This is a genomic window from Paenibacillus sp. FSL M7-1046, assembly GCF_038007405.1.
Classification (GTDB): domain Bacteria; phylum Bacillota; class Bacilli; order Paenibacillales; family Paenibacillaceae; genus Paenibacillus_AQ.
The window spans coordinates 7,396,759-7,410,015 of record NZ_JBBOXB010000001.1 but is presented as its reverse complement, the minus strand read 5'-3'; the positions used below and the strand labels follow the sequence as shown (position 1 = coordinate 7,410,015).

Genomic DNA, 13,257 nt, shown 5'->3' with positions numbered 1-13,257 from the left:
AAAACTTTCATTTTAAGAGGAGGGAAAGATGATGTTGAGAAGGGGAAAAGTTCTGGTTCTATTACTTCTGTTCACACTCTTGATTTCTTTAGTACCCGCTGGGCATTCAAATGCAGCTTCTAACTGGAATCAGGTATGGAGCGACGAATTCGACGGGAATTCTCTGAATACTGGCAATTGGTCTGCCGAAGTTAACGGCGATGGCGGGGGAAACAATGAACTGCAGTACTACACCAACCGTGCGCAGAACTTGAAAGTTACCGGGGGGAATCTCGTCATTACTGCACTAAAAGAATCCTATGGCGGAAAAAATTACACTTCTGCAAGGATAAAGACTCAAGGATTAAAAAGTTTTACTTATGGAAAAATCGAAGCGAGAATCAAGTTGCCCTCAGGGCAGGGAATATGGCCGGCATTTTGGATGCTTGGAACGAACATCGATTCGGCGCATTGGCCTCAGTGCGGGGAAATCGACATTATGGAACGTGTAAACAATAATGCCTTTGTTAATGGCACAGTGCATTGGGATGCCAATGGACATGCTGAGTATGGACAGGTATCCGGCAACCTGGATTTTTCCCAGTACCATGTCTACAGCATTGAGTGGGATGCAAATTATATAAAGTGGTTTGTAGACGGCAACCAATATAATGCCTTCTATATTGAGAACGGAACTGGAAATACGGAAGAATACCAGAAGCCATTCTTTATACTGCTCAATCTTGCCGTGGGCGGGAATTGGCCGGGCAGTCCCGACAATTCAACTCCATTCCCGGCACAAATGCTGGTTGATTATGTACGCGTGTATCAGGCATCCACTTCGCCAAACATCGAAAGCGGCAGTATTTATACCTTAACAAACAAGGTGAGCGGCAAGGCGCTGGATGTAGTAGACGTTTCCACAGCCAGTGGAGCGAAAATGCAGCAATGGACCAATTACACTGCCAATAACCAGAGATTCAAGGTGGAGAGCACGGGCGACGGATACTACAAGCTTACAGCAGTGCATAGCGGAAAAGTATTGGATGTTCCAAGCTCAAGTACTTCCACCGGTGTACAGCTTCAGCAATGGGACGATAATGGTTCCAATGCCCAGCGGTGGAGAATCGTGGATGCGGGAGGCGGGTACTTCAAACTTGTTTCCAAAGTGAGCGGATTGGCCATAGACGTATCCGGATCTTCTACGGCTGATGGGGCAGTGGTCCAGCAATGGACCGACAATGGAACTGATGCTCAGAAGTGGTTGTTTACCAAAGTTAACTAACACCCTAGCAGGACACTGAAACAAATTTGTCTGAATGCCGTGCCCCGTTTCGGGTAATTTATGAATCTTGTGACGGGGTGCAGCTTTATTGCTTCTGCTCCATAGGGAAAAGACGAAAACACAGGCTTAGCTGTGCGCTGCAATCTGTACCTCGAAACCGTCCGGATCCAGTACATAAAAGAACGATATGCGTGGATTCGGCGTAATCGGACCACGCGCTACCGGGATACCCTGGCTTTTGAAACTCTCTATTGCCTCATCCAGCGACGCCACCTCGAACCCAATGGATACACCGCATTCCGGCTTCAGAGCCGGGTCGCTTCCCTGAATAAGCTCGATCTTGGGCTGCCCCTCCGTGCCTAACATAACAATCTGTCTTCCCCTGCTCTCAAATCTGCGGTCAATCGGAAGTCCCAGAATGCTGTGATAAAAATTAAGGGATGCCTCCAGATCCCGCACCCTGAGCGTAATCCAATTCATGCTCAATATCATGTATCCTATCCCCTTTTTGTGGATTTTCTATTTTGTTCATTATACGCTATTTTGGGCGAAGCATGTTTCCAACAATCCGCAGACTCAGTTTTCGGGTAACGAATCTGGACAGCTGTGCTCCGAGGTAATTTTGCGAGCCTGGAACAGTGTATATCTTCTTTTTCGCGAGTGAGCGCAGCGCAGTCTCAACTACCTGCTGTGGAGTTGCTTTCTTCCCGACTGAAGATTCCTCCGTCCCCACAACGGTGAAGAAATCTGTATCGGTAGAACCGGGACAAAGTGCGAAGAACTGGACTCCACGGTCACGATTCTCCCACCATAATGCGTCTGTAAAGGACAAGACAAAAGCTTTGGTTGCCCCATACACAGCCATATAGGGGAGCGGCTGAAATCCTGCAGTGGACGATACATTGATCACAGTACCAGAGCTTCTGCGCAGCATATCCGGCAAGAATAAATGAGTCATATTTACGACGGCAGCAACATTCAACATAATCTCCTCATGCTGCCGCTGGCCTGAGATTTGCTCGAACATCCCATGAGTGGCAAATCCGGCATTATTGACCAGCAGCTCAATCTCAAGCTTCAACAGCTGGCATTGCTGGAACAATTCCCTTGGTGCACTTGCTTCCGTAAGATCCATAGCTATGACTTCGACTTTGATGTTATAGCTTCTTTCGAGTTCCGCTGCCAAGTCATCGAGTTTGTTCTTAGATCTGGCTACGAGAACCAGATGGCTTCCTTGTTTAGCCAGCTGTATTGCAAATTGTTCGCCAATGCCGGAAGAGGCACCCGTGACTAGCGACCATTTTCCTTGAATATTCATATAATTACTCCTCCTATTAAAACGATGTATTCGTTAGGAAACGATGTTACCGATTGAGCAAAAAAAATTACTTTAAAAGCAGTGCCCAAAGCAATATTAGCTTGTTAGTTGGTAACGGTGTTTCCTGTTGAAATCATAGTAACCTGCTGGCTGGAGAAAGTCAAACCTTCTTTTTAAAAATTTGCAAGAAGATATGTGTATGTAGGATTGACTTTGTGGAATCGACTGTATAGAATGCGTGGTATATGATTGGAAACTGCGTTTCCCGAGAATAACAACATAACTAAAGAAGGCGATTAAGTTGAATGAACCTAACAATTTTGCTGACGCAAGCAATAGAAAGCTGACAACCTATCAGGAAGCCCGCTTACAGAACACAGCTAGTCTTCGTCAACTCGTAGTTGATGCAGCAGCCTTTATTCTTCAGGAAGAAGGGCCGGAAGCTGTCACCGTGCGAAAAGTAGCTCAGAAGATGGGTTGCTCGACCAAGATCATCTACAGTCTGTTTGCTAATAAAGAAGGTTTAGCCCAGCAATTATATCTGGAGGGCTGCAAAATACTCTCGAGCGAATTTGAGAGTGCTTCACAGTCAGAGGATCTGCAGCAGTATTTAATTAATCTGGCAGAAGTGTATTGGGAATTTGGCCAGCGCTATACCAGCTACTATAAATTGATGTTTGGGGGAGCATTTGCAGATTTCAAACCGGATGAGCAGAGCATGAAAGGCACTGTTACTGCTATGCGGCGCTTGTTGTCCGTGATTGTCAGCGCTCAAGAGCAAGGCCTAATTGCTGGTGATTCAAATGCGGAATTTATTGTAGGTACGATTTGGTCCTCTCTTCACGGAGTGATTCACCTGCACATAGGAGGACATTTGGGAAGTGTCGCAGCGTCGCACGCAGTGTATAAAGGAACGGTAGCTCTGCTTGCAAGCTCACTGTTTGCACCTGCAGCCGCAGCCAAGCATTTAAAGCAGGAGTAGTTAGTGAAATCCTTTATATAAGGCCTGGGTTCGAATCCTGAGAGTCTATAACACAATTAAACGGCAGAGATGCCGTTTTTTTGTTTCTAAATTTGTTTTAAATCTTTACACATGCCGAAGAACGAGACCTATTTCCGAAAAAAGGAAAAGGTATATAAGTAAGGGAGAACTAGAACTTATTAATTTTATAGGGATAAATTCCGATAAAGAAAGAGTCCTGTACAACTAAAGTCACACCTGCATACCCATAACGGGACAGAAAAAACCGAGTTTGAAACAAAGGCAAATCCGTACGAAAGTCGGAGACGCAAAGCCACGGGTCTACTTCATCCAAAGGAGGATGTTAAGACAGCCGGGCCGCTCAAGGCACTTGGTTTTTTGGCGTGCCTACAAATAGCGCTGGGGGAGAGAAGTAAATGAGGTTTAGAAAGAAAGGGAAGTTTTCGCGGACGGTTGTGTCCGCAGTGGCGGTGAGTATGCTTGTGGGCCTGTTTAGCGGAGGCCTTAGCATGAAGCAGGTTTTGGCTGCCGGGACCGATCCGGGTAGAACGGACTATAACGTATCCGGCAACCGGATCGTATGGCTGGAAGCAGAGGCTGACGGGGTGAAGCAGGTTCACGCGATGAATCAGGCCAGTGGTGCCAGCACTGTTCTTACATCGGGTTCATCTGCCAAGGATGCGCCTTATGTGAGCGGCAACGTTGCAGTGTGGGCCGACAAAGGAACAGAGCAGGAGTCTTCACTGAACTGGGATATTTACACTGCCGATCTTGAGACGGGTACACGAAGAAAGCTTAACAAACAGTCTGGCACATATGGCAATCCGACTACGGATGGAGTCGGTGTGGTTTGGTACGAGCGCAAAAATTACGGCAGCATGATCTATCATGATCTGGCTACGGGTGTTGAAGCCGACCTCGGCGAAGGACGTTTCCCGGTGCTGGCCGGTGGCAATGTGGTGTATAAGAATGCCCGTGACGGGGGGCTCAGTCTGCTCCATTTGAAAAGCGGAGCTACGCGTGCACTGGTTAGTCTGGGCGGAGCAAGCTATGTGGACTGGTTTGTTTTTAACGGCAGCGATGTACTGTTTAAGCAAAAAAATGGGGCTTCCGAGAGCAAATATGTGATTCTGAATATCAAGGATCTGACTGCTCTGCCTGTGGATCTCACCGAGATGAAGCCTGGAGGAACCCAGTATGCCTTCATGTCGATAGGTGAAGGGCAGGCAGTTTTTCAAGAGGAGAGGGACGGTGCTGCCACATTGCAGCAAGTGAACCTTTCTACATATGCAGTGAAATCACTGCCAGCAATAGAGCCCGGAACGAAGCTGATCGGCATTACCGGGGATAAACTGCTTTACAGCAAGAAGGATGATTACATAGAGTCGATTGACCTGAAAGAAGGATCAACCCCTCCGAGTCCGGGAGCCACTCCAAGTCCAGGGGTAACCCCAACCCCAGGAACGACTCCAGCTCCAGGGACAACCTCAAATCCAGGTGCAGTTCCAAATCCAGGCGCAGATCCGAACCCGGGTTCAGCCCCGGAAGTGAAGACCCCTGTAGTAACCGGAGCCAAGGACAGTCAGGTTATCGGAAGTGCTGGAGGTACTTTGTCTGTACTGAATGGCTGGGCACGGCTGGAGATTTCAGCAGGAACCTTCCCTGACAATACCACTGTAAGCTTGGCCCAAGCTGAGCTGGAGAAAGAAGTACTGCTCGACGCAACCGGCAAAAAACTGCTGAAGGCAGGTTCAGCGTGGCAGGTACAAGCGAGTGCTCCGTTCCTGAAGCCGGCCAAGCTGACGGTAGGGTACCCGAAGGAAGCGCCTTGGACGACAGGCCGTGAGAAGCTTGGAATCTATAGCAACGATCCGGCAAAAGGCATATGGAACTATATTGGCGGAGTGACTGCGGCGGAAGACGCCGTTGTTCAAACCGGAATTACAGCTTCCGGACTATATGCGGTAATGCTGCGCGGAGCTGAATTCACAGATATGTCAGGCCACTGGGCGCAGCAAGCTGTAGAGGTGCTGGGGGCTAGGGGGATTGTGAACGGGATGAACGGAACCGCTTATGCGCCAAAAGGGATCCTGACCCGGGCTGAATTCACCAAGCTGCTGGCAGCAACTCTTGGATTGCAGCCGCAGCGGCCGGAGACGCCGGCTTTCCGTGATGTTTCAGCTGCGAACTGGTCCTACCCTTATGTGGAAGCAGCTGCAGCGGCAGGAATCGTAACGGGAGAAAGTGGACTTTTTCACGGTAATGATCCGCTGACCCGTGAACAGATGATGGTGATGCTGATGCGGGCAATAGACAGCACTATCGGCAGCCGGGCTTCTGCTGCAGAATCTGCCAAGCTTGAAGCTGAATTGGGCGGATATAAGGACAACGGCAGCGTTAGCAGTTGGGCAAGGGATTCCGTAGCTGCAGCGGTGGGCAAGAAGCTGGTGCAGGGTAACGGACAGCTTTTGAAGCCTAAAGACTCATCAACGAGAGCAGAAGCAGCGGTCGTGATGTACAAGCTGCTGGCTGAGCTGAAATTACTCTAACTTATAACGGATAGGAGATCAAATCATGAAATTCGGAGCGCTCAAAAGGAAGTGGCGCGGCGGCAGCATGAAGGCACGTTTTAACCTCATGCTTGCTTTGCTGCTGGTCATTTCTTATATTCCCATCCTTCCAGGTCTGGATAAGTTCATCTCTCCGGCCTATGCAGCTACCAATATGCGGATTGAACCCAGTGAACTTAACCCGGAATCGGGAAAATCGGTTAAAATCTCCTTCAGCTTCAACGCGGCCGACAACGGTCAGGAGTATCATAAAACGAATATCAGCCTCTGTACTCCACAGCGGGACGGATCGTCCCCGCTCCTCGGGGATCTGATTAAGAGCGGTGAATATCCAACGAAGCTTAACGGCCAATATATCGTTCATGAGTATGAATGGGACGGGAAAATCGGCGGTGTACCGCTGGATGAAGGGCGTTATAACATCTGTATCTCCCCTGCCGAGTATAACGGTGTTGGCGTGTACTACGGGCAGATCGCCAGCTTTGAAATCCTTGGAGGCGATGAATTGCCTCCTCCGGCAGCTTTGCAGATCAAACCTGCTGCTGCAGGACAATCTGTGGTTTCAGGAACTGCTGAACCAGGGGCCCAGCTGGAAGTGGAACTTTATTATCCGTCCAGTGGGGAAAAACGGCTGTACTCTAATATTGCTGTCAACAGCGCAGGACAATGGAGTGAACAGATCGGGATAACGCTGGGTAAAGCCGTGCATATCACGGCAAGAGCGAAAGAGGAAGGTAAGTACTCGGGGGTTTCGGAGCCGCTCGCAGTGCTGCGTGCGCCTATGCCTGCTTTTTCACTCAGCTGGGAGGCGCTGGCAGCCTATTATTATAAGCTGGATACTGTTCAGGCCATGCAGGAGAAGGCTCAGGACATTGCATTATTGAACCAGTCTGCAACCTCTGCGGGAACAATCAGCGGCCTGACCTCCATTCTGCTGACCAATCCGCAAACCAGCCGGGCTATAAACAGCGGGGATCTGCCGCAGTTTACGGAAGCGGCACTTCAGGATCGGCTGCGGATTGTGAACCCGTCCGGACAGGCACCGGTTGATCCGGCACGGGGAGATTTTGTCTACTCCAGTGATTCAATCTCGCTGCAGGCGTTGATGCCGCTGCAATTCGGCCTGAACTATTTAAGCCGTGACCCTTTTACAGGTGTAAGTGGATTAGGGTGGCATCACAGCTATGAATGGAAGCTGACTGCGGTAGAAGACGGCAAGGTAGAAGTGATGAGCCCGGATGGCTCGCGTTTTGAGTACGTACCTTTGTCGGGAGGAGAGTATCTGACACCGCGCGGCACGGACTGGACGCTGAGTGCTCCGTCAGCAGGGGCGTATACTCTATCATCACCTCAAGGCGATCTCTACCGGTTCAATGCAGAGGGGCTGCTGCAGTCCATTACGGATTTGAACGGGAATAAGATCACATTTGCTTACCAGGGTACGAAGCTGGCAACGGTCAGTACAGCCGGGGTTTCTCTGAGCTTAAGCTACGACGGAGCAGGGAAACTGATGACTGCAAGTGATCCAACCGGCCGCCAAATGTCATTTCATTATGACCCGGCCACTGGAGACCTGACCTCGATTACTGATGTGGACGGAGCTATAACCAAGCTTACCTATGATAACAAGCACCATGTGCTTAGTGTTACGGATGCCAAAGGGACCGCCACGATGAGCGTGACCTATGATGACCATCAACGCGTGACCGGCTTTACCGATTTTTACGGGCAGACGAGTTCATCCAGCTATGAAGGGCGTGTAGCTCCAGTAGTTCGGGGAGAGGTGTCGGAAGGCGGCGAGACTGGGATAAATCCTGCGAACGGACGGGATATTCCGGACTCGGATGAAGTGATTTTGTCCGGTACGATGCATAATCTTGCTCATGCACCTGCATACCGGCAGGTTGCCGGGCTGAAGCCGCTCATTGCTGACTATTTGGCGGGCAGCATCGGAGCCATCGAGAACAAACGGGATGGCTTCATTACTTCTGCGGTTGCCGCTCCAGGCGGGATTGCTGCCATCCAAAGTGCAATTGCGGCCAGCAGTACATCCCCGGCAGTTGTCAGTTCGGGTCATTTAAATCTTGAAGAAAGCGTAACATTCGGGTCGCCGAACAAGCCTGTGGTGCTGATCGTGGATGGTATGAATACGAACCGGGATATTACCGTGCGTGTGTACGGTACGCTGATTCTGAAGCAGGGACTTAATGCCAATACCAAGCTTGCACTGGATGTGCAGAAGGTTCAAGGCTTGTACGGCAATCTGTGGTCCGGCGGAACGATTCATCTCAACAATGATTCTTCCGTAACTGTGGGGGATACGCTGCAAACGGGCAGTTTGACCTATAACAGCGGCGGGCTGACCATTGATGCGCAGCGGATATTGATTGCCGGAGACTTGTCCATTAACACAAGGGTGGAAATGAACATCGCCCAGGAGATGGTCGTTGGCGGGATCGTATCCAACAACCAGACGGCGAATCTAACCGTGTCCGGCGGCGATCTGTTCGTTCGTGACAACGTCAGTGTTAACAATAATTTGAATGTGCAGACGGGCGGTCTATTCGTCCTTGGCGGAGACATGACTCCGAACCAGACTCCTGTTGTTCATACGGGAGTGGGAGCAGGCAAGACCATTTTGACCTACTCGGAGAGCGGAGCAAGCGATGTGAATTCCGGGATTGCCAGAACGGTGAGTGCTGCCGGATTGGCCTCTTCCATTGCTACTACTGCGAATAAGACAACGTGGACCAATGCGCTTGATCAAGATACTGCTTATGTGTGGAATAATAATTTCCAAGTCGTTCAGCGGCAAGCGGCGAATGGCTCGATCGTTAAATACAGCTATGACAGCAGTGACCGGGTAACCGCGATCACAGACGCTAACGGCAATAAAGAGAAATTGGCATATGACGAGCGCGGCAATGTTACTCAGCTGACAGATGAGAATGGTACTTCCACCCTCACACGTTATAACGCCTTGAACCGTCCGGTTGAGAAGATCGATGCCCTCGGCAACCCTTCCACCTACGATTATGATACCGCAGGCAATCTTGTCACAAGTACGGATGCCCTCGGCAGCACTGTCACCATTGTCAGAGACAGTGCAGGGGTTCCGGTCTCCATAACCGATGCCGAAGGGCATACAACAGCATATATCAATGATGCTGCCGGGTTCGCACAGGAAATTAAGGACCCGAGCGGATATACGACAGTGATTGAACGTGATACCCTGCACCGCACCACCCAAGTGGCAGATGCCGATGGCAAGCTGCAAGGTGTCGAATATGACAAGAAGGACCGTGCCGTTTCCATAACCAACGCACTTGGCCAGACGAGCACGGTCACTTTTGACGCAAATGGCAATGTGGAAGAACAAACGGATGAAGCCGGAACAAAGACCGTCAGCTCTTACCAGGTATACCGGTTAAACGGCACGAAGGACGGACTTGAGCATAGTACCAGCAATACGTATGATGCGCTTGGCCGCGTGATAGAGCAAAAAGATAAGGCGGGTGAGACAACGGCTTACAGCTACGACAGTGTCGGACAAGTAAAGGAAGTTACCGATGCTGAAGGCGGGAAGAGCACTTATACCTACGACGATAACGGAAATATGCTCACCCGGAAGGATGCCAAGGGTAACCTCACCTCCTACACCTACAGTAAACGCAATGAACTGCTGAGTGTGACCGATCCACTCGATGCCAAGACGAGTTACCGTTATGATGCGGCTGGCAATACCATCAAAGAGACGGATGCACTGGGCAATAGCACCTATTATGACTACAATGCACTGGGACAACTGGTGAAGGTAACAGATGCGCTACGTGGGGTAACGGAATACCAGTACGACAAGAACGGTAATCAGATTGCCGTCATCGACCCTAACCATTCCATCTGGAAGACCAAATACGACAGCAGAGGTCTGGATGCAGGGACAATCAATCCGCTGAATGAGGAAACGGTCGTAACCCGCAATGCACGCGGACTAATGACCGGGTTCACCGATGCGGCAGGCCAGAAGACCACCTACGAATACGATGATTTGGGACGCAGTACACGGGTACGCAACGCGCTCGGGTACGAAACTTCATATGCTTATGATGCTCAAGGCAATGTAGAGAAGATCGTGGATGCGAATCAGCGTGAAACTGCTTTTACGTATGATCCGCTGGGCCGGTTAACAGATGTGAAGAATGCGGAGGGCAGCACCACCCATTACACCTATGACGCCTCCGGCAACTTGCTGGACAAAACCAATGCCCTGGGAGCAGTGACTTCCTATCACTACGATGCACTGAACCGGGTGATTGAATCAGTGAATCCGCTGCAGGAGAAGACCAGCCTTGCTTATGATAAGAACGGCAACCTGCAGAAGGTTACTGAACCGGACAGTAATACAACCGTATATGCCTATAATAAAGGCAATCAAGTGGAGCAGATTAAGTACGGTAACGATCTTACTGTAAATTACAAATATGACCTCGCGGGACGCCGTGAGTTGATGACGGACAGTACCGGAAACACAAGATATACCTATGACGCACTTAACCGGCCAACGTCGGTCATTGATCCGGACGGCAATAACGTGCGTTATGAATGGACCGCAACCGGAGAGCGCAGCAGAGTGATCTATCCGGATAACTCGGTGGTTAACTATGCGTACGATAAGCTGGGCCGCATCAAGCAGGTGACGGATGCGCAGAACCAGACGACCAGCTATCAGTACGATGCAGGCGGCCGACTGACGGAGAAGCTGCTGCCGAACAACGGTCAAAGCACTTATACCTATGACGGGGTTGGACAACTGCTGGAGATGAAGCATCAGGCACCGGGCGGCGCGCTTCTGGAGCAGCTGACCTATGTCTACGATCCGGCAGGGAACAAAATACGCACGGAACGCCAGGAAGGCGGCAGCGATGAGGATAATCCGGCCGGCACACAGCGTCCGGCAGACATCTCGGATTATGCGTACGATGCGCTGAACCAACTGGTTGAAGTGCAGAAGCAGAATGGTTCCAAGGTCGTCTACTCCTACGACACCGTAGGCAATCGTCTGGGCAAAGAAACAACTGAAGCCGGAATTACCACCTTGGAGAGCTACACTTACGATGCGGCCAACAAGCTGACCCATTACGAAAAAGGCAGCGACTACAAGGACTACGCCTACGATAAGCGCGGCAATTTGCTGGAAGTGAGCGGGATCGACAGCGAAACGGCTTTGAGCTTGTTCACGGCGAAGACCAATGCGCAGAAGGTTACAGTGCCGGAAAGTGTCTATTCGGATAAGGAAGTAAAAGGACTGAAAGCAGGCAGGGCCGCAGACGCAAATGCAGATGCAGTTACCAATACAGATGCATTGTCGGAGCTATTAGATCCGCTGTCATCGATTGCAAATCCATCCTTAAATCCAGCAGGAACAATTCCAACCGATGCTGAAGAAGCTTCATTATCCGGCCTGCCGGATGCAAATCTTGAATCTGGCGTCACGGAAGAGGTATACGGGGCAGACAAAGTCCTGAATCCTGACGCACTGCTGAAGGTTGCGCAGGCAGCAGGCCCTCAGGTGCTGGAGAGCAACCGCTGGGATGCATCGAACCGGCTGATCGGAAATACCAACGCATACGGCGATATCACCACATACAAGTATGACGGTGACGGGAACCGGGTCTCCATGCGGACCACCATTGGTGACGGTGCTATTCAGGATGCTTATCTCTCAAGCAATCCTGCCGGGAACCGGGATGGCTGGGAGCCGCAATATAAGAAGCGGCAGATTGACATTTATTTTACCAATGACATCACCATGAGCATTCCACAGCCTCTTATGGCAACCGGAGCTGACGGCCAGAACTGGAAGCAATCCTACGTCTACGGAGCCGGTGAAGAGCGGATCAGCATGAGTTATCTGGTCAGCGGAGACGAGAGTAATGATTGGGAACCAGCTGATGGAGCCAGTGGTGCAGGAGTGGCGGCTGTAGCGCCGAAGACACTCTATTATCTGAGTGATGCACAGGGAAGCGTGATCGGACTGGAAGGCCAAGACGGCAGCATGTCAGCACGATACCGTTACGACGAATTCGGCATAGCCGAAAACCCGGAGAAATTCGACCTGAACTGGTCCGGTCCAGACAACTTGTTCGGCTACACCAGCCTGGGCTATGATTACTACAGTGGCTACTCCCATGCGCAGGCGCGGGATTTTGACTCTAGTATTGGGCGGTTTATAAATGAGGATACGTATGAAGGGGATATTAATAATCCGCTTAGTTTGAATCTTTATGCATATGTTAGTAATAATCCGTTGATATATACTGATCCAAGTGGACATTATGCTGCTTGGGGTGGAGGTTTTGGCGGTGAAGTGCCATTGCTAATCTATCAAACGCAAATAAGAAAGAACCCTGAGGACATGCAATACAATGATAAGTCTAAAAATCAACTAGAGGATATATTAAGTGCCTGGTATTATCAAAGTAATTTCAAGAATAAGGATGAAGATCATTGGCGAAGCGATTTTGAAACTTTAGTTAGAAGCACTTCTACAGGGGATATGGAAGATATCGCATTGGATATGGTTGACCATTTCATGTCTGGAACAGGCACTCCATATAGAAACAACACGCTGACAAATAAAGTGCACAATAAAGGGGTTATAAAGAAGTATGTTAGCGAAATCAAGAAGACGGTCAAGAAGTTGTTGAAGAAGTATAATGGTGATACATCCAAATTAAAATATGATGCAGCAGATAGAAATAATAGTTTAATGGTACGTGAAATGAAGGGTACTATTAATCAACCTTCTTTTAACGGAACCTTAGATAAAATAAACGGTTTTGGAATTACAATTCATGGTTTTGAGGGGAATAGTATTGAATTATCATCAGTTAATACAAATGGATCTACTTACAGTGGGACATTACATTTTAAGCTTTGGGATAATTTCGGTTTGGATGAAGAGGACGTAACTCAACAAAGAAAATGGGTAGGTTTACGGTCATGGTATATTTTGCAGCATTATTCAGCATTAAATGGAAGACATAAACCTTTTCAAACTATTGTTGAGTTTGATGAAAAGTTTTAACAGTAATATTCCCAGAAACTATTTAAGAAAGGATTG

At 49.5% G+C, this 13,257-nt stretch carries 6 protein-coding genes and 1 riboswitch; of the genes, 4 read left to right on the top strand and 2 right to left on the bottom strand.

The genetic code is table 11. The features are described 5' to 3' along the window. Nucleotides 1-31 precede the first annotated feature (31 nt). Entirely contained in the window at nt 32-1,264 is a 1,233-nt protein-coding gene (locus tag NYE29_RS33280; protein ID WP_076110574.1) for an RICIN domain-containing protein, read from the top strand. Nucleotides 1,265-1,390: 126 nt separating this feature from the next. On the opposite strand, the gene NYE29_RS33275 is transcribed toward NYE29_RS33280, so the two are convergent. Together NYE29_RS33275 and NYE29_RS33270 are read right to left on the bottom strand one after the other, a co-directional pair. Beyond that, nucleotides 1,391-1,756, bottom strand: coding sequence for a VOC family protein (locus NYE29_RS33275; RefSeq protein ID WP_083675605.1), 366 nt, complete (start codon nt 1,754-1,756; stop codon nt 1,391-1,393). A gap of 46 nt (nt 1,757-1,802) precedes the next feature. After that, the gene (locus NYE29_RS33270) at nt 1,803-2,582 is read right to left on the bottom strand and encodes an SDR family NAD(P)-dependent oxidoreductase (protein ID WP_340899372.1); all 780 of its coding nucleotides are present in this window, start codon (nt 2,580-2,582) and stop codon (nt 1,803-1,805) included. Between the two features lie 301 nt (nt 2,583-2,883). Between NYE29_RS33270 and NYE29_RS33265 the strand changes: the two genes are divergently transcribed. The 3 genes from NYE29_RS33265 (at nt 2,884) to NYE29_RS33255 (ending at nt 13,221) form a co-directional block, all read left to right on the top strand. After that, the gene (locus NYE29_RS33265; protein WP_076110572.1) at nt 2,884-3,564 is read left to right on the top strand and encodes a TetR/AcrR family transcriptional regulator; all 681 of its coding nucleotides are present in this window, start codon (nt 2,884-2,886) and stop codon (nt 3,562-3,564) included. Between the two features lie 271 nt (nt 3,565-3,835). Then, nucleotides 3,836-3,929, top strand: a riboswitch (cyclic di-GMP riboswitch). Between the two features lie 51 nt (nt 3,930-3,980). Continuing rightward, nucleotides 3,981-6,113, top strand: coding sequence for an S-layer homology domain-containing protein (locus NYE29_RS33260; protein ID WP_340899371.1), 2,133 nt, complete (start codon nt 3,981-3,983; stop codon nt 6,111-6,113). 25 nt (nt 6,114-6,138) lie between these two features. Continuing rightward, complete coding sequence (locus tag NYE29_RS33255; RefSeq protein ID WP_340899370.1) at nt 6,139-13,221, top strand: DUF3289 family protein; 7,083 nt, start codon at nt 6,139-6,141, stop codon at nt 13,219-13,221. The last annotated feature ends 36 nt before the right edge of the window (nt 13,222-13,257 follow it).

Coding starts and splice junctions, on each gene's coding strand:
- NYE29_RS33280 (WP_076110574.1), top strand. CDS start 32: ATGTTGAGAAGGGGAAAAGTTCTGGTTCTATTACTTCTGTTCACACTC.
- NYE29_RS33275 (WP_083675605.1), bottom strand. CDS start 1,756: ATGATATTGAGCATGAATTGGATTACGCTCAGGGTGCGGGATCTGGAG.
- NYE29_RS33270 (WP_340899372.1), bottom strand. CDS start 2,582: ATGAATATTCAAGGAAAATGGTCGCTAGTCACGGGTGCCTCTTCCGGC.
- NYE29_RS33260 (WP_340899371.1), top strand. CDS start 3,981: ATGAGGTTTAGAAAGAAAGGGAAGTTTTCGCGGACGGTTGTGTCCGCA.
- NYE29_RS33255 (WP_340899370.1), top strand. CDS start 6,139: ATGAAATTCGGAGCGCTCAAAAGGAAGTGGCGCGGCGGCAGCATGAAG.